This is a genomic window from Burkholderia sp. IDO3 (assembly GCF_003366075.1).
In the GTDB taxonomy this organism is placed as follows: domain Bacteria; phylum Pseudomonadota; class Gammaproteobacteria; order Burkholderiales; family Burkholderiaceae; genus Burkholderia; species Burkholderia anthina.
The window spans coordinates 945,514-963,105 of the sequence record NZ_CP028962.1; the positions used below are offsets into that span (position 1 = coordinate 945,514).

Sequence of the window (17,592 nt, forward strand, 5' to 3'; positions counted from 1 at the left end):
CTTTTGCCGTTCGGCGCCGGGCGTGCCGTCATCCGCGCGCCGTCGCCGGCACGTGCCGCGTCCGGGCGCGCGTCGCGGCCCATACGACGAACGCGATCGCGCTGACCGCCGCGCCAAGCCCGCAGACGCCGGTCCATCCGGCGTGCGCATACATCATCGTCGACGCGATCGCGCCGAGTCCGCTACCGATCGAATAGAACAGCATGTAGCAGCCGACGAGCCGTGCATGCGCATCGGGCCGCGCGCCGAGGATCATGCTCTGGTTCACGACGTGGACGGCTTGTCCGCCTACGTCGAGCAGCACGATGCCGATCACCAGCAGCGCGATCGACGTGCCGCCGAACGCCAGCGGCAGCCACGAGAACGCGAGCAGCGCGAGTGCGGCGCCGGTCGTCGCTTCGCCGAGCCCGCGATCCGCGAGCCGGCCCGCGCGTGCCGCTGCTGCCGCGCCCAGCGCGCCGACGAGCCCGAATGCGCCGATTTGCGTATGCGACATCGAATGCGGTGGGGCGCTCAGCGGCAGCACGAGCGCGCTCCAGAAGATGCTGAACGCGGCGAACATCAGCAGCGCGATCGCGCCGCGCACGCGCAGCACGCGCTCGGTGCGCAACAGCGTCACCATCGAACCCAGCAGCGCCGCGTAGCCGATGCGTTCGCGCGGCGCTTCGGTATCGGGCAGCAGCCGTGACAGTGCGACGAGCATCGCGATCGCGAGCGCGCCCGACACGAGATAGACCGCGCGCCATCCGGCGACGTCGGTGACGACACCCGCCAATGAACGCGCGGCCAGCAGGCCGATCACGACGCCGCCCTGCGCGGCGCCCACCACGCGCCCGCGTTCGCCGGCGCCGGCCAGTGCGGCCGAGCAGGCGATCAGTCCCTGCGTCATCGCGGTGCCGAGCAGCCCGACCGCCACCATGCCCGCGAGCAGCGCGATGCGGGTCGACGATGCGGCCACGCCGATGCACGCCGCCGTCAACAGCAACAGCTGAACGGCGATCAGGCGTTTGCGGTTCAGCAGATCGCCGAGCGGCACGACGAACAGCAGCGCGAGTGCGCAGCCGAGCTGCGTCGCGGTGATGACGCCGCCGACTGCCGCCTGCGATACGCCGAAGTCGCGTGCGATCGAATCCAGAAGCGGTTGCGCGTAGTACACGTTGGCGACGCTCGCCGCGCAGCAGACGGCGAGCAGCGCGACCAGCGCCGCGGACGCGCGCGCGCCGTCGGCCGGACGATCCGCGTGCGGTGCCGCGTTCGCCGCGACGGGGCCTGAATGGCAGGACGATTCCATGGGTTTTTCCTCGCACTATCTGGTTGCAATTTGAAACCAGTGTGAGTGTAGGAAAAGTAGTTTTAAAATGCAACCTGTGAAGCGGCGGGCGACGGGCCCGCGCATGGACGGCCGGCGCCTGCGCAGGCGGCCGGTGCGACAGTGGAGAGGAACATGGCCAGGCAGAGAAGTCTTGCGGATTCGCCGTGCCCGGTGGCGCGGGCGACCGATATCGTCGGCGATCGCTGGGCGTTGCTGATCGTGCGCGATGCGTTCGACGGCGTGCGCCGGTTCGGCGATTTCCGCGCGAGCCTCGGTGTCGCGAGCAACATCCTGTCGGACCGGCTGCGGATGCTGGTGGATGCCGGCGTATTCGACGTGGTGCCCGCGTCGGATGGCAGCGCGTATCAGGAGTACGCGCTGACGAAGAAGGGCGAGGGGCTGTTCCCGATCATCGTGATGCTGCGCCAGTGGGGCGAGGCGAACCTGTTCGCGCGCGGCGAGCCGCATTCGGTGCTGGTGGACCGCAAGACGGGCCGCGCGATCCGCAAGCTCGCGCTGCGGCACGACGACGGCCGGCCGGTGAAGGCGGCGGAGACGGTGGTGCGCAAGGTTGCTGACTAGGGCTGGCCCGCTAACGGGCTTGCGCACGCGTCGCCTTGGCGGGCTGCCTCTCGGGGCGTATGCAGGGAGAGATGCGGCGCAATAGCCGTCGCTGTTGCAACGGTGAACGACGCCGCCAGGCGGGCGGAAAGGCACATTCCCCCATTTGGAAAAATTCACGCGTGGCGCTGGCCATCAGAAGGGCACGTTATCAGCGCAAACAGGTGCTGGGCGGCTGCCACGCGCGATCATCTTGCCCGGTTGCGTATCGGCGGAGGGTACGACACGCAACAGTTCAGGCGATTCCGGCGACGCGTGATCGTTCCGCTCAATCGGCTGCCGACACCACCTGGCGCGCACCTGCCGCACCGCGATGCGCATCCGGCCGCACCAGCGTCGCGATCAGCGCGGCCGCGATCAGCAGCACGACCGACACGGCGGTTTCGATATGCAGGCCGTCGACGGCCTGCCACGCGCTGCCGCCACCCGCGAGCGCGCCGAACGCGGCCACGCCCATCGCACCGCCGGCCTGGCGCGCGGTGTTCAGCACCGCCGACGCGATGCCCGCGCGTTCATGTCCGACCGATGCGAGCACGGCCGTCGTCATTGCCGGCACCGCGAAGCCCATGCCGGTCGGAATCAGCAGGAATGGCACCAGCAGCAGCGGCAGCGGCAGCGGCGTCGACGCATCGATGAAATGCAGCGATCCGTAACCGATGGCGGCGACGAGTGCGCCGGCGAGCATCGGCATGCGCGGGCCGTGGCGGGCAACTACACGGCCGCTCGCCAGGTTTGCCAACAGGAAACCGCCCGTCAGCGGCAGGAACGCGAGCCCTGCCTGCAGCGCCGATTCGCCGCGCACGCGCTGCAGGTACAGCGCGAGCACGAACACCGTGCCGTAATACGTGAGATTCACGCAGATCCCGAACAGCACGGCCGCGCTGAACGTGCGGCGGCGGAACAGCGACAGCGGCAGCATCGGCGTTGCCGTGCGCGATTCCACAGCGACGAACGCGAGCGCGGCCAGCGCCGCGAGCGCGAAGCCGCCGCCGACGATCGGATGCGTGAAACCGAGCGGCCGCCATTCGATCACGGCACCCGTCAGCGCGGTCAGCATCGCGATCGCGATGAACTGGCCGCGCAGGTCGAGCGCTCGCACGGAACGCACCGGTACTTCCGGTGCTACCGCGGCGCGCGGGCACCCATGCGAACGCGGCGGCAAGCCCTGCCGCGCACAGCGGCAGGTTCACGAGAAAGATGCCGCGCCAGCCCCACGCCGCGATCAGCAGGCCGCCGATGACCGGGCCGGCCGCGATCGAGATCGAGCCCGCAGCCGTCCACCAGCCGACGGCGCGTGCACGCAGGCGTGGATCGTGCCGGCATGCATCGTTGAGCAGTGCGAGCGAATTCGGCAGCATCGCCGCCGCGCCGACGCCCTGCAGCGCGCGGGCCGCGATCAGCAGCGCGGGCGCGACGGCGGCGCCGCAGGCGAGCGATGCGAGCGCGAACAGCACGAGGCCCGCGACATACATTCGGCGCGCGCCGAAGCGATCGCCGAGTGCGCCGCCCGACAGCATCAGCACCGCGAACGCGAGCGTATAGGCGTCGACGACCCACTGCAGGCCGGCGACCGGCAGATGCAGGTCGGCGGCCAGATGCGCGAGCGCGATGTTGACGATCGTCACGTCGAGCTGCGTGACGACGAAGCCGATGCTGACGGTCGCGACGATGCGGGCGAGCGCGGACGGAAAGGCTGAGGTGGGAGGTGTCGTGTCCATGTACGCATCGTAGGTCGCGACGGACACGCGATGCTTCAGGCCGGCGTGAAGCGTCGATACACGGGCAGGCGAGGGGCCGGACGGCACGCGCGGCGATTAACATGGCAGCGGCGGCTTGCGGTGAAGGCAGCTGCAAACATCTCCGTTCAATACATTACTCCGGATGACCTCATCGAACCTGACAACGCGCGAAGCGCAGATCGACGAATACGCCGACATCGCGAGACTGCTGCGGCAGCTCGGCTACGACGCGCCGCCCGCGATGATGCGCAGCAAGCTGGCCGCGCTGTTGCCGAGCGCGGCCGACCGGATCGTGGTTGCCGTGATGGACGGCCGGATAGTCGGCTGCATCAGCCTGCATGCGCTGCCGCTGTTTCACACGGACGGCAATCTCGGGCGTATTACCAGCCTGATCGTCGATGAAGGCTGTCGCGGGCTCGGCGTCGGCCGTGCGCTGATGGCTGCGGCGCAGCGCTGGTTCGAGCAGGCGCGGTGCGTGAAGCTGGAGGTGACGAGCGGCGACCATCGGCCCGATGCGCACCGTTTTTACGCGCGGCATGGCTTTGCGCGCGACGGGCAGCGGCTCTCGAAAACGGTCGGATCGTAGCGCGACCCGGCACGCCGCAATCGGCCCCGGGCCGGAACGGGCGTTGCCCGGCCGCTCAGTGCCGTTCGCCGCGCCAGCGCCCGGGCGCGACGCCGAAGCGTTTCGTGAATGCGTGCGTGAAGGTGCTCTGATCGGCGAAGCCGACCATGCCGGCGACGTCGACGAGCGGATGACGGCCGTCGGCGAGCAGCACCACGGCCGTGTCGAGCCGCAGCCGCTGCAGGTAGCGATGCGGCGTTTCGCCGAACGCGTCGACGAACAACTGGTGAAAGCGGCGCATGCCATAGCCGCAGTGCGCGGCGAGATCGGCGATGCGCAGCGGCTCCGCGAGCCGTGCGCGCAGCCAGCGGTCGATACGCGCGAAATCGAGGCCCGTGGCGGGTGCGGCAACGCCGGCGTCGCCGAGCAATGCGTCGCACAGCCGCGCGGCCGCCTGCCACTGGAAACGGTGCGCCCGCGGCGCGTCGCCGGCCGGGCCGTCGAGTTGCGCGGCGGTTGCCGCGACCTGCGCGACCAGCGAGGTCAGCGCCGGATCGATCGCCACGGCGCGCGCGCTGTCGAACAGCCGCTGCGGCACCGCGAGCGACGCGGCGGGGAGATCCAGCACGAGCTGGCGATTGTCGCCGAGGCCCGCGTAATCGTGGCGCGAGCCGGCCGGAATCAGCCAGGCCGCGTGCCGGTCGATGCGCTGGCCGACGCCGTCCACCGCCATCACCATCGCGCCGTCGACACCGAGCACGACCTGATGAAAGTCGTGCACGTCCGACGCTTCGCACGTGTCGTAGCGGCGCAGCGCGATGGCGGGAGACGGGATGCGTTGCATCGGCGGGACGTCGGCCGGCGGCGTCGTCAGACGTCGAGCAGTTCGACTTCGAACACGAGCGTCGCGTTCGGCGGAATCACGCCGCCTGCGCCGCGCGGGCCGTAGCCGAGTTGCGGCGGGATCGTCAGGCGACGCACGCCGCCGACCTTCATGCCCTGCACGCCTTCGTCCCAGCCCTTGATGACCATACCGCCGCCGAGCACGAACGCGAACGGGTCGTTGCGGTCCTTGCTCGAGTCGAATTTCTGACCGTCGGTCAGCCAGCCCGTGTAGTGAACGCTGACGGTCTTGCCGGCTTGCGCTTCCGCGCCGGTGCCTTCGGTCAGGTCTTCGATTTTGAGGCCCGATGCGGTCGTGGTGACAGACATGACTTCTCCTGAAAAGGGGTTGGGTAAAACCGCTATTGTAGGCGAGCGCGCAGGGGGCCGCCGCACGCGGCGAGGGCCCGGCGGCAGGCCCGTCGAGACGGTGCGCGGTGTGATGCCCGAAACGCGAATGGAACGCGCGTTTGAATTTTCCGCGAGCCGGATAAACGCGGTTGCACCGCGCGCGTCGCTCGCGTGTATGAATCGGTGCTACCTGGCCGGTCGGCGGCGCGCCACGTGCCGCCGTAAAAATCGCTGAAATGCCCGTGGGGCGGGGCTGCCCCGCCGATCGCGAGTCGTAGCGGCGACGTTCAGTGGCGGCCCGCGAACCGACCCGTGCGTTCGAATTTCCGCATCACCGGACGACGTTCGCACGCCGTTTTCCGGGCGCTTTCGACCGTGCCCCGTTTGGAAGCGCGCATCTACCGCGCGGCTTGCGCGCGTTGCCGGCCGCGGCCTATCGTTACATCTGTCGATGTCAGGATTTCGGCGCCGCGCGATGCGGCGCCCGGGCCCGCGCCGGCACGGCCGCAACGGATGCCGGGCCGCCCGAAAACAAGGAGAACGACCAACATGAAGTCAGCCGCTTCCGCCACCGCAGCCGAGGTGATGCCGGTGCGCCGCGACCTGCGCTTCGACCTGCCGGTCGAACGCGCGAAGGACTGGCATGGGCTCGGCCCGCACGTGACCCATTTCTTCAACGCGCTGTCGCTGCTGTTTCCGGCCGGCGAACGCTTTTTCATGGATTCGGTGCGCAACTATCGCGACCGGATCGACGATCCCGTGCTGAAGCGGCAGGTGCTCGGCTTCATCGGCCAGGAAGCGATGCACACGCGCGAGCACGTCGAATACAACGAGCTGATGCAGGCCAACCGGCTGCCCGCGCGCAAGCTGGACAAGCGCGTGTGGGCGGTGCTCGGCGTCATGAAGCGCGTGCTGCCGCGATCGGTGCAGCTGGCGCATACCGTCGCGGCCGAACATTACACGGCGATGCTCGCGGACTGGCTTCTGCGCGACCCGACGCGTCTCGACGGTTCGGTCGAAGGCTACCGGCAGATGTGGATCTGGCACGCGCTCGAGGAAACCGAGCACAAGGCCGTGTCCTACGACGTGTGGAATGCCGTGATGAAGCCGGGCGCGGGGCGCTATCTGATCCGCGTCGGCGTGTATCTGCTGACGACGCTGACGTTCTGGCCGACCGTATTCCTGATGCACGTGACGCTGTTGTGGCGCGATCGTCGTGCCGGGCATCACGTGCGCGGCATGCTGCGTGTGCTCGCGTTCCTGTACGGGCCGCGGCGCGGGCTGTTTCCGCGCATCGCGGGCGAATGGCTGAGCTTCCTGCGGCCCGGTTTCCACCCGTGGGACCATGACAACCGCCATCATCTCGCGCGTGTCGAGGCGCTCGTCGCCGCGTATGGCGACCACGATCACGCACCGGCCGGCCGCGGCCGCGCGAACGCGCTCGCGCCGCTCGCATCGGGACGCTGACGTAGCCGCCCGCACCCCCCGTGGCGCGTGTTGCGTTCATGCATCAACGCGCTTCTTCTGACGATTGACCGACATCAAGCGGCAGCGGGTGCGCGAGCGGGCGGCCGCGCGCTTTCGCCGGTCGCATGGCTACCCGCCACCGGGCCGATTCCAGGTGCCCGACCGCCCGCGCGAGCCGGTGCGCCAGTGCCGGCGCGGCTTTGCGCGTTCGGCGCCGATCCGATCCCGCGTCGCGCCCGTCGCGCCACCGGGATAACACCCATCTAGCCGCGCGTCGGCGGCATCGATATACCGTCATGAAAGGATTCGCCCGGGCGCGCGATTATGGCGCGGGGGGATTTTATTCAAACGGAAATGCGGCCAATATGTCGGTTCGATCGAGGTCCGTCGTACGCGGCGGCGAGCCGGCGCACGATACCAACGCCAAGCGGGGAACAACGATGGTTGCAAGGTCACCCGACGCAAACGGGACGGCGGCGCCCGAGATGCCGTTCGTGTCCGTCACCGCTCCCGAGGCCGGACGCAAGCTGTTCGTGATCATGCGTTCGCCGGACGAGTCGCTGCTGGCGCAACTGCGCGAGCTTGGCTGGGAGATCGCGGTCGCGAAGACGGCGGGCGCCGCGCAGAACATGACGTCCGGCGTGAGCGTCGCCGCCGGGCTCATCGATTTCACGGGCTTCACATCGCGCGACTATCCCGCACTGAAAGCGTGCCTGAGCCAGCCGGCGATCGGCTGGATCTCCATCGCGCAGGCCGGCAACATGATCGGCACGGCCGTGCGCGAACTGATCCGCAGCTACTGTTTCGACTACGTGACGCTGCCGTTGCCGAATGAATGGATTTCGCACGTGCTCGGTCACGCGCGCGGGATGGCGGCGCTCGATCGCGTCGACGGGGCGGCGTACGCGGCGTCGATCGGCGAGCACGGGATGATCGGCAACTGCGAAGCGATGCAGCAGTTGTTCAGCACGATCCGCAAGGTCGCGAAGACCGATGCGAGCGTGTTCATCTCCGGCGAATCGGGCACCGGCAAGGAACTCACCGCGCTCGCGATCCACGAGCGTTCGGGGCGCGGCAAGGGGCCGTTCGTCGCGATCAACTGCGGCGCGATTCCGCATCACCTGCTGCAGTCGGAACTGTTCGGCTACGAGCGCGGCGCATTCACCGGCGCGAACCAGCGGCGCGCGGGCCGGATCGAATCCGCGAACGGCGGCACGCTGTTTCTCGACGAAATCGGCGACATGCCGGTCGAAAGCCAGGCGAGCCTGCTGCGTTTCCTGCAGGAAGGGAAAATCGAGCGGCTCGGCGGCCAGGAGTCGATTCCGGTCGACGTGCGGATCATCTCGGCGACGCACGTCGATCTCGACGGCGCGGTCGAAGCCGGACGTTTCCGCGCGGACCTCTATCACCGGCTCTGCGTGCTGCGCATTCACGAGCCGCCGCTGCGCGCGCGCGGCAAGGACATCGATATCCTCGCGCATTACGTGCTGCAAAAGTACAAGGCCGACAGCGGCCGCAAGATCAGCGGCTTCACGTCCGCGGCGCTCGATGCGATGCGCCGTTACGAGTGGCCGGGCAACGTGCGCGAGCTGATCAACCGCGTGCGCCGCGCGATCGTGATGGCCGAGAGCCGGCTGCTGACGCCGCACGATCTCGGGCTCGACACGCCGGGCGAAGCGGAGCCGGTGACGCTCGAACAGGCGCGCTCGCTTGCCGAGCGCACCGCGATCGAAAACGCGCTGCTGCGCAACGATCACCGGATCAACAAGGCCGCCGCCGAACTCGGCATTTCGCGCGTCACGCTGTACCGGATGATGATCGAGCACGGGCTCAACGATCACGACAACAACGGCGACAACGGCGGGAAGGACGGCGCGCCGTCCGGCGACGAGGACCATCAACGGGTGGGCTGACCCGCGGCCGCGCAGCGTGCGCGGCCGGCCCGCGCGCGGGTGCCCGCACCGGTGTAAAGGACGTGAAACGTTTCGCGTCGGCGCACGCGCGAATCCGGGCGGCAAATGCGGGCAGAAGGGGGGCGTGCGCGCCGGGAAAATTTTCCGCATCGTCCGTGTGCCTTGTCCCGCAAGGCGTTGCCGCTGCACGGCTGACGCCGCTTGCGCAGCGCATGTTTCAGTTTCGCAACTTCCTGGGCGTTCCGCCCGTTCCGGTTCCATTCCCGTCCGATGAAACCCTTGTGCTGACGGCCTCGCGCGAAGCTGGCCCGGTCCTTGCGGATAGGAGCGTGCGAAAGTCGACGACGTGGCGTCCGGCCGGTTCGGCAGCGAAGCATGCGAGGGCCGGCAAGGACGCAGTCCGCGGGGATGCACGGCGGCGCGGGGCAACACGGCCGCGTTCCGCCCGGCACGGACCGTCGTCGGCGGATCGTCGGAGCACCGGCGTCGTCCGGTTGCCGTACCAAGCAGCAGACCGAAACGGGGTAGAAAAATGAACGATCGCCACACGCCGCGGCCGGCAGGCCGCGATCGCAGTGATTCGACGCATCGCCGGTCGACCGCGCGCCTTGCAGCCGGCCGGCATGCTTCGACGGGCCATCTCTCCGCGCCCGGTGCGAGGCGGATCCGGTTGATTCCCGGTCATCCGCGCCGGCTCGGCGCTTTCCCGCCAGCCAACACGATCCGCAAGGGCATGTGTACCCGGGCACCGGTTCCCCGGCGCCCGGTCTTCGCGTATTGACGCGTCACCGGCGGTTGCATGCGGAGCAATCCATTCGCAATCCGAAGGATGTGTGTTTGCGCGCTGTCGCGCTGCGGACGACGAAGCCGGTGCGTTGCCGCCCGGCGAGCAAGCGGCAACGCGGTCCGGCCGCGCACGACGGGCATCGCGCCCGGCCGCACGCGCCGCCGCTTCAGCTGCCGTAGATGTCGAAGTCGAAGTACTTCGACGCGAGCCGCTTGTACGTACCGTCCTTGACCATGTCGTGGATCGCGCGATCGATCTTCGCCTTCAGGTCCGTGTCTTCCTTGCGCAGCCCGATGCCGGCACCGATGCCGAGCACCTTCTCGTCGACGAGCTCGGGCCCGATGAACTGATAGCCCGCGCCGCGCGGCGACTTCAGGAACCCGATCTCGGCCTGCACCTCGTCCTGCAGCGCGGCGTCGAGGCGGCCCGACGTGAGATCGGCGTACACGCCGTCCTGGTTCTGGTACGACACGACGTTCGCGCCTTGCTTCGCCCAGTACGCCTTCGCATACGCTTCCTGCGTCGTGCCCTGCTCGACGCCGATCGACTTGCCCTTCAGCGATTCGGGCGTCGGCAGCAGCGGCGAGCCTTTCTTCACGACGAGCCGCGTCGGCTGGTTGTAGATCTTCGTCGTGAAGCCGATCTGCTCCGCGCGCTGCGGCGTGATCGACATCGACGACAGCACCGCGTCGAACTTCTTCGCCTTCAGCGCCGGGATCATCCCGTCGAAGTCGTTCTCGAGCCACACGCACTTCGCCTTCAGCCGCGCGCAGATCTCGTTGCCGAGGTCGATGTCGAAGCCGACGAGCTTGCCGTCGGGCGCCTTCGATTCGAACGGCGCATAGCTGGCGTCGGTGCCGAAGCGCAGCGTGGTCCAGTCCTTCGCGGCGGCGGGGCCTGCGGATACCGCGAGCAGGGCGATCGAAGCGGCGGCAATCAGTCTCTTCATGGTGCGTTCCTTGGCGTGGTCGTTCCGGTTCCGGGTGACCCGGTTGGAGCGGACGGGCGTCGCGTGCCGGCGCTGTCCGTCCGGCCATTAACGCAGAAAATAAAATTGCAGTCCAGAATGGACAAAAAATATCGATTCATCGGATGCAATGACCGGACGGAAGGTGCCGACCCTTGCAAAAATACGAAAATGGACTAATCTTGTTAGTAAATTCGTTTCGAGACTAACGATCATGTCACAACCCGCGTTCGATCCGCATTCCGCCCCGCGGCAGGCTTCGGTCGCACACATGTCGGCGGCCGGCCTGCGCGCGTTTTTCAACATCGCGCGCGACTGGGAGCTGACGATCGACGAGCAGATCGTGCTGCTCGGCTCGCCCGGCCGCTCGACGTTCTTCAAGTGGAAGGCCTCGCCCGAATCGGCGCGCCTGCCGCGCGATACGCTCGAGCGGCTATCGCTGCTGCTCGGCATCTACAAGGCGCTGCAGATCCTGCTGCCGCAGCCGTCGGCAGCCGACACGTGGGTCAAGCGTCCCAACGACGCGGCACCGTTCGGCGGCAAGCGGGCGCTCGACCGGATGCTGGCCGGCAACGTCGGCGACCTGGTCGCCGTGCGTCAATATCTCGACGCGATGCGGGGTGGCTGGGCGTGACGATGCCGACCGAAACGCAACACTGGCCCACGACCGTCGTCGACTGGGCACCTGCCTATCGTGTGATTCCTACCCGCTTTCCCGCCATCAACCTGTTCGACCGCGTTGCGTCGGCCGACGATTTCGACGCGCTCTATGCGCTCGAATCGCTGACCAACGACCGCATTCGCCACGAAGTCGGCACGCTCGACCTCGTGCCGCCGGCCGAGCGCCGCTACGGCCAGGGCTGGGGGCCGATCATGGCCGCGTTCACGCACCTGAATCCGCAGGGCAGCCGCTTTTCCGACGGCAGCTACGGCGTGTTCTACTGCGCGCGTTCGCGCGATACGGCGATCGCCGAAACGCGGTATCACAGCGGGCTGTTCCTGGCCGCGACGAAAGAGGCGCCGATGCGTCAGCAGATGCGGCTCTACACGGTGTTCGCGCAAGGCGACGTGGCCGACGTGCGCACGTGGCCGCAACGCAGCCCCGGCCTGCTCGATCCGCTCGACTACAGCGCGGGTCAGGCGCTCGGCCGCGCGGTGCGCCATGCCGGCGGCGCGGGGATCGTCTATCCGTCGGTGCGCGACCCGCGCGGCGAATGTCTCGCGGCGTTTCGCACGTCGCTGCTGCGCGACTGTCATCACGCGGCTTATCTCGAATACAACTGGAACGGCTCCGCGGTCGATGCGGTGTTCGAGCTGAATCAGGTCGGGTAGGCGGCGTGCCCGCTGCCGGCGCCGACGGCTTCAGGGCAGCGGCAGGTCGCCCGCATGGCGCGCGCGCGCGTCGGCCTGCGTGAGCGACCACGTATCGCCGGTGCGCGGTTCGACGATCGTCAGGCGTCCGGACGGTGCGAATGCCCCCGTATCGATGAACCATTGCGCGCCGATGCGCTGCGGTGCGCGCACGGGCGTGTGGCCGGTGCAGGTCAGCGACAGCCCGGCTTGCCGGGCCGGATCGACGAGCCCCTGGACGAGATCGCGCCCCCAGATCAGCCGCTCGCGCACGTCGTGCGAATAGCTGCCCGTATCGAGCTCGGCGTCCGGGCCGAGGAACTCCGCATGCAGCACGTTGAAGCGCGCGGCGCCGTCGCCGATCACGCGCACAAGCGGCAGCGTGTCCACACGTGCCGCATGCGCGTGCAGCCGCTCCGGCGGCAGGTCGGCGCCCCAGTCGCCGCCGATCCCGCGCCACGCGTCGGGCGGCAGCTTGCCGCGCGATACGAGGCTCAGCACCTCTTCGTGATTGCCGCGCACGACGTGGCACCACGGGCGGTCGAGCAGATCGAGCGCCGTTTCCGACGCGGGGCCGCGGTCGACGAGATCGCCGACCGAAAACAACCGGTCGCGCGCCGGATCGAAGCGCACGTCGTGCAGCAGCGCGCGCAGCACATCCACGCAGCCGTGCAGGTCGCCGACGACGAAGTCGCGGCCGGCCGTGTTCGCGGGATGGTGGCAGAGGGAGGCAGTCATCCCGATATCTTAGGCGCTCGTACCCATCGCAACGTCATGCAGGAATGGCGATAATCGGGGCGGTACCCGCCGGCATGGCGTTGCGGGCAGTTTGCGCGCCGGCCGAACCCTTTCCATCCGCTTTCGGAATGACACGATGACGTTTTATCCGCAGGTATTGCGCAACCGGCCGCGCATGGTCTCGGCCTTCGTCGCGGGCGTGCTGTGTGCGGTGTTGCTGCCGTTTTCGCTGCGTCCGGCCGCACGTGCGCTGATCGGCTGGGATTGCGCGATCTGGCTGTATCTTGCGTTGATGTGGGGACGCATGATTACCGCGCATCATTACAAGGTGCGCGAAGTCGCGATCCGCGAGGACGAAAGCGCGACGACGGTGCTGACCGTCGTATGCGCGGCGACGGTCGCGAGCGTCGCCGCGATCGCGATCGAGCTCGCCACCGCGAAGAGCGTCGGTTTCCGCATGGGGCTCGGTCATTACGCGATCACCGGCGCGACGCTGTTCGGCGCATGGTTCCTGATCCCGACGATCTTCACGCTGCACTACGCGCGGCTCTATTACGGCTCGCCGAGCAACGACCGCGCGCTGCGCTTTCCGGATCGCAACCTCGAACCCGACTACTGGGATTTCCTGTATTTCGCGTTCACGCTCGCGGTCGCGTCGCAGACGGCCGACGTGTCGCTTGCCAACCGCTCCGCGCGCCGCTCGGTGCTCGCGCAGTCGATCCTGTCGTTCTACTTCAACATGGCCGTGCTCGGGCTGTCGATCAACGTCGCGGCGGGTTTGCTGAGCTGATGCGGCTTACTTGAGCAGTTCGTACGGGCCGCCGCGCTCGAGCGCGCGACGGTAGGCCGGGCGCGCGTGGATCGTTTCGAGAAAGCGCGCGATCGCGGGATGCTTGCCGCCGTCGCCGCGCGCCATTGCGGCTTCGAGCGGGAAGCTCATCTGGATGTCGGCCGCGCTGAAACCGTCGCCGACGAACCAGCCCGTGCGTTTCAGCGTGTCGTCGAGATAGCCGAGATGCAGCGCGATCTGCGGATCGACGAAGCTCGATTGCAGCGTCGCGGCGATCTTGCGTGCGATGGGCCGTGCGAAGAACGGCATCGGCGCATGCGCGATCCGCAACGCGACCAGTTTCAGCAGCAACGGCGGCATCGCCGAACCTTCCGCATAGTGCAGCCAGTACGTGTACTTGTGCCGCTCGGGCGTACCGGGCGGCGGCGCGAGACGTCCGTTCCCGTAGCGCTCGACCAGATACTCGATGATCGCGCCCGACTCCGCGTACGTGCGGCCGTCGTCGGTGACGACCGGCGACTTGCCGAGCGGGTGGATCGCACGCAGCGCGGGCGGCGCGAGCATCGTCTTCGGATCGCGCTCGTAGCGCACGATCTCGTACGGCACATCCAGTTCTTCGAGCAGCCAGAGCACGCGCTGCGAACGCGAGTTGTTCAGGTGGTGGACGGTCAGCATGTCGAGGCCGGAAGAGGGGCGGGAACGACATCATACCGAGCGCGAACCACGGCACGCACGCAGGGACGAACGTGCGATGGCGTCGCCACGATTCAACGCGCGCGAGGCGTGCCGCTTCGTCATTCGTTCGCTCGGGCGCCGCGCCGCACCGCGATCCACGCACCCCAGAACAGGCTCGAAAAAAAGCGCAGCGGCGCATCGAAGCCCGCATCGCGCAGCAACGCGAAGACGGCTTCCTCGGCAGCCGGCGGATCGGCGCCCTGCAGGATCTTCGCGAGTTGCGCGCGCACGGCGTCGGGCGAGGCGCCCTTCATGCGCCAGCGCTGCTGCCATGCATCGAGCAGGCGAGGGTGGTCCGCATAGCGGCGGTAGTTGCCCGCGATCACGAGCGGTGCGCCGGGCTTCAGGCGCCGTGCGATCGCGTCCAGCAGCGCGGCCTTCGCATCGTCGCCGGGCACGTGGTGCAGCACGCCGATCAGCGTCGCGCCGTCGAAGGCCGGCGCGTCGGGCAGCGTATCGACGCCGGCCTCGACGAATTGCGTGCGCGCGCCGAAACCGGCGGCTTCGACGTTCGCACGCGCGAGCGCCAGCATCGGCGCGGACGGATCGGCCGCCGTGAATTGCCAGCCCGGCTCGAGCGCGGCGGGCACGCAGATTTCCTGTCCGGTGCCGCCCGCGCCCACCACGAGGAGCCGCGCATCGGCCGCCGCGATCGACGACGCGAGCATGCACGCGGCGAGTTCGTGACACGCGTCGTAGCCGGCAAGCGCGATGCGGGATTGTTCGGCGTATTCGTGCGCGCGTGCCGGATCGAATTTCGCGGCGCTGGCGGGGAGCGACATGGCGGATTCCTCGGGTCGGAGCGCGGACGGCATGCCCACGCATCGACCCGAGCGTAAGCGCGGGCCGGCGACGCAACAAGGCGAGCGGCCATTCCGGTATGCGGACTACCCGACTCGGCGCCGGTCGCGCGCAGCGGGTGGCGGGGTCGATTCGCATTTAAAAATGACGGGAACCGGTGCGTCACCGTTGCCAAACCGGCGCATACTTTTTTCTCTCCCCCCTGCCTGGCCGTCGCATGCCGGGCCCCGATGCGCCGCGCTGCCCGCGCGGCCATGCCGCTCGGCACGCACGAGGAGCGCATGATGTCCGATTGTTCGCACGATCCGTATGCGCAGCACTACATTCACTGCCTGCCGTCCGGCGCGCAGCCCTGCGGCACGCTCTGCGCGACGCCGCGCACGCATTTCCGCGTGTGGGCGCCGGGCAGCACGCAGGTCCAGCTCGAACTCGATACCGGCAACGGCCCGACGCTCGTCCCGATGGCGGCGGCCGGCCCGAACTGGTTCGAAGTCTTCGTCGAATGCGGTGCCGGTGCGCGTTACCGTTACCGGCTCGACGACGCCGTGTCGATTCCCGACCCCGCGTCGCGCTCGCAGCCCGATGGACTCAATGGCGCGAGCGAGGTCATCGATCCGCGCGCGTTCATGTGGCGCAACACGTTCTGGCATGGGCGTCCGTGGGAAGACATCGCGCTTTACGCGATTCGTCCGCACGCGGTGGGCGGCTTCGACGGCGTGCGCCGCCGGCTGCCGGCGCTCGCGCGCCTGGGCGTGACCGCGCTCGAATTGCTCGCGTCGCCGCACGACAGCCTGCCGTTCGCGCCGCTCGCGGCCGAGGGCGGCCCCGACGCGCTGAAGGCGCTGATCGACGAAGCGCACGGCCATGGCCTCGGCGTGATCCTGGAGCTCGATTACGCGCGCTTCGGCAGCGGCACCGACGCGCTGCGTCACTATGCGGCGCCGTTCTTCCATATGCGCGACGATCCGCTGCAGCCGCCGCCGCTCGCACTCGATCATCCGGAGGTGTGCGACTTCTTCTGCGACAACGCGCTGTACTGGATCGACGAATACCGCTGCGACGGGCTGCGGCTGCGCGAAGCCGACCGGATCGGCGCGTCGTGGCTGCGCGAGATCGCCGACCGTGTGCGCGCGGCCGTGCCGGCCGACCGGTTCATCCATCTCGTGCTCGGCAGCGAACGCCATCCGGTGCATCTCGCCGATACCCATTTCGATGCGCAGTGGAACGGGTGCGGCGAACGCGCGCTGCATCGGCTGACCGGCCGCGACGGGGCGGCCCACGAAGGCATTTCCACGCATCAGTCGATCCACACGCTCGCGCGCGCGCTGACCGCGACCGGCACCGCGTTCCAGCCGGCCACGCCGGGCGATGGCGCCTGCGCGAATGAAGGGTTGTCGCTGACGTCGCTGGTGCTGTCCGACGGCGCATGGCGCGAGAGCGAGCACGGCAAGCACGGCGATCATGATCCCGATCCAGGCCTCGCGGCGCTCGCCCTGTCGCTGCTCACGCCGCAGATTCCGCTGATCTTCGACGAAACCGCACGCGACGCCGATCGTGCGCATTTCGTGCAGTCGGCGCTCGCGGTGCGCGCGAAGCTGATCTCGCCGCGGCTGTCCGATTGCCGGCCGCAGGACGCGCATACGCTGAAGGCCGGCGGCGACGGCGATGCCGACGCGTTGCTCGCATCGTGGCGGCTTGCCGATGAAGAGACGCTGACCCTCGCGTTGAACCTGTCGCCGGACGCGGTGCCGTTCGACGCGCCGCGCGGGCAGGTCGTGTTCGAGACGCCGGCCCGCGCACGCGACCGCGTCGATGAAGGGGTGTTGCCGCCGTATTCGCTCGTCGCGTGGCTGACGGGCGACGTGAACCGCTATGCACTCACGCACGACGTGCGCCGGATCGACGACGGCGCATGGCGCGCCATGCGCCCGGACCTGAACGCGTGACGTGTGCAAGGTCGGGCGCTGGCGCGCCCGGCCGTCTCTACCAGAAGCTTCGAATGCCTGCGACGCCGTGAGCGCCGTGCCGGCGCGCGTCGTCGAGATGCGCGCGCGTCATCCCGCCGAGCGCATAGACGGGCATCGTGGCCTGCGCGGCCAATTCGGCGAACCGGGTCCAGCCGAGCGTCGGCGCGCCGGGGTGGCTGAGCGTCGGCAACACGGGCGACAGCGTGACGAAATCCGCGCCGACGCGCGCGGCCAGCGAGAGATCGTCGGCGGCATGGCAGGCGGCCGACACACGGCGCGCGGCCGGCAACGGCCGTCGTGCGGCGGCGCGCAGCGCGACGCCGTCGAGGTGCCATCCGGCGCCTTCCAGCCGCATCACGCCGGCTGCATCGATCGGGCCGTTGAGCATCAGTTGCGCACCGGCCGCGTCGCAGCGCGCGAGCGCATCGGCGGCCAGCCGTGCGAACGCGGCCGCATCGAACGATTTCACGCGCAACTGCACGAGCGTTTCGCCGCGCGCGAGCACGGCCGACAAGCGATCGAGGAACGCGCGGCAATCGGCCGCCGCCGGCGATGCCGGCTCGGGCGTGATCACGCAGCAGTGCGGCAGCATCGCGTTCATCGCGCG

General features: G+C 68.9%; 16 protein-coding genes and 1 pseudogene. 8 read left to right on the top strand and 9 right to left on the bottom strand.

The annotated features are described in order from the left end of the window. Window positions 1-28: 28 nt before the first annotated feature. Complete coding sequence (locus tag DCN14_RS04400; protein WP_096505512.1) at window positions 29-1,291, bottom strand: MFS transporter; 1,263 nt, start codon at window positions 1,289-1,291, stop codon at window positions 29-31. Window positions 1,292-1,444: 153 nt separating this feature from the next. Between DCN14_RS04400 and DCN14_RS04405 the strand changes: the two genes are divergently transcribed. Further along, a complete protein-coding gene (locus DCN14_RS04405; protein WP_096505510.1) occupies window positions 1,445-1,894 on the top strand; it encodes a helix-turn-helix domain-containing protein in 450 nt (149 codons plus the stop codon). A gap of 307 nt (window positions 1,895-2,201) precedes the next feature. Here DCN14_RS04405 and DCN14_RS04410 read toward each other — a convergent pair. Then, window positions 2,202-3,651: pseudogene (locus tag DCN14_RS04410) on the bottom strand (MFS transporter). A gap of 163 nt (window positions 3,652-3,814) precedes the next feature. Here DCN14_RS04410 and DCN14_RS04415 point away from each other — a divergent pair. After that, window positions 3,815-4,258: a GNAT family N-acetyltransferase gene (locus DCN14_RS04415; protein ID WP_096505508.1), complete on the top strand. Its 444-nt coding sequence runs from the start codon at window positions 3,815-3,817 to the stop codon at window positions 4,256-4,258. Window positions 4,259-4,313: 55 nt separating this feature from the next. Here the strand turns inward: DCN14_RS04415 and DCN14_RS04420 are convergent, their stop codons facing one another. Then, on the bottom strand, window positions 4,314-5,081 hold the full coding sequence (locus DCN14_RS04420; protein WP_096505506.1) for an AraC family transcriptional regulator: 768 nt from the start codon (window positions 5,079-5,081) through the stop codon (window positions 4,314-4,316). 26 nt (window positions 5,082-5,107) lie between these two features. Beyond that, window positions 5,108-5,449, bottom strand: a complete 342-nt coding sequence (locus DCN14_RS04425) for an FKBP-type peptidyl-prolyl cis-trans isomerase (protein WP_059466723.1) — start codon at window positions 5,447-5,449, stop codon at window positions 5,108-5,110. Window positions 5,450-6,019: 570 nt separating this feature from the next. Here DCN14_RS04425 and DCN14_RS04430 point away from each other — a divergent pair. Both DCN14_RS04430 and DCN14_RS04435 read left to right on the top strand, forming a co-directional pair. Next, window positions 6,020-6,937, top strand: a complete 918-nt coding sequence (locus tag DCN14_RS04430; RefSeq protein WP_096505504.1) for a metal-dependent hydrolase — start codon at window positions 6,020-6,022, stop codon at window positions 6,935-6,937. Between the two features lie 440 nt (window positions 6,938-7,377). Next, window positions 7,378-8,850, top strand: a complete 1,473-nt coding sequence (locus DCN14_RS04435) for a sigma-54 dependent transcriptional regulator (RefSeq protein ID WP_096505502.1) — start codon at window positions 7,378-7,380, stop codon at window positions 8,848-8,850. A 953-nt stretch (window positions 8,851-9,803) separates the two neighbouring features. Here DCN14_RS04435 and DCN14_RS04450 read toward each other — a convergent pair. Further along, window positions 9,804-10,586, bottom strand: a complete 783-nt coding sequence (locus tag DCN14_RS04450; RefSeq protein ID WP_096505497.1) for an ABC transporter substrate-binding protein — start codon at window positions 10,584-10,586, stop codon at window positions 9,804-9,806. 232 nt (window positions 10,587-10,818) lie between these two features. Between DCN14_RS04450 and DCN14_RS04455 the strand changes: the two genes are divergently transcribed. Beyond that, window positions 10,819-11,238: an MbcA/ParS/Xre antitoxin family protein gene (locus DCN14_RS04455; protein ID WP_096505495.1), complete on the top strand. Its 420-nt coding sequence runs from the start codon at window positions 10,819-10,821 to the stop codon at window positions 11,236-11,238. A gap of 2 nt (window positions 11,239-11,240) precedes the next feature. Continuing rightward, entirely contained in the window at window positions 11,241-11,936 is a 696-nt protein-coding gene (locus DCN14_RS04460) for an RES family NAD+ phosphorylase (RefSeq protein WP_096505493.1), read from the top strand. Window positions 11,937-11,966: 30 nt separating this feature from the next. On the opposite strand, the gene DCN14_RS04465 is transcribed toward DCN14_RS04460, so the two are convergent. Then, window positions 11,967-12,692, bottom strand: coding sequence for a metallophosphoesterase (locus tag DCN14_RS04465; RefSeq protein ID WP_096505491.1), 726 nt, complete (start codon window positions 12,690-12,692; stop codon window positions 11,967-11,969). Window positions 12,693-12,828: 136 nt separating this feature from the next. On the opposite strand from DCN14_RS04465, the gene DCN14_RS04470 reads away from it, so the two are divergent. Then, complete coding sequence (locus DCN14_RS04470; protein ID WP_096505489.1) at window positions 12,829-13,482, top strand: DUF1345 domain-containing protein; 654 nt, start codon at window positions 12,829-12,831, stop codon at window positions 13,480-13,482. Between the two features lie 6 nt (window positions 13,483-13,488). Here the strand turns inward: DCN14_RS04470 and DCN14_RS04475 are convergent, their stop codons facing one another. Together DCN14_RS04475 and DCN14_RS04480 are read right to left on the bottom strand one after the other, a co-directional pair. Then, window positions 13,489-14,157 (bottom strand): glutathione S-transferase, encoded by a 669-nt coding sequence (locus tag DCN14_RS04475; RefSeq protein WP_096505487.1) that lies wholly within the window; start codon window positions 14,155-14,157, stop codon window positions 13,489-13,491. Window positions 14,158-14,276: 119 nt separating this feature from the next. Continuing rightward, window positions 14,277-14,999, bottom strand: a complete 723-nt coding sequence (locus DCN14_RS04480) for a class I SAM-dependent methyltransferase (protein ID WP_096505485.1) — start codon at window positions 14,997-14,999, stop codon at window positions 14,277-14,279. 303 nt (window positions 15,000-15,302) lie between these two features. Here DCN14_RS04480 and DCN14_RS04485 point away from each other — a divergent pair, with 303 nt between their 5' ends. Then, complete coding sequence (locus DCN14_RS04485) at window positions 15,303-16,964, top strand: DUF3459 domain-containing protein (RefSeq protein WP_096505789.1); 1,662 nt, start codon at window positions 15,303-15,305, stop codon at window positions 16,962-16,964. Window positions 16,965-17,001: 37 nt separating this feature from the next. On the opposite strand, the gene DCN14_RS04490 is transcribed toward DCN14_RS04485, so the two are convergent. Then, window positions 17,002-17,586 carry a thiamine phosphate synthase gene (locus DCN14_RS04490; protein WP_096505483.1) on the bottom strand — a complete coding sequence of 195 codons (585 nt, stop codon included), beginning with the start codon at window positions 17,584-17,586 and terminating at the stop codon, window positions 17,002-17,004. Window positions 17,587-17,592 lie beyond the last annotated feature (6 nt).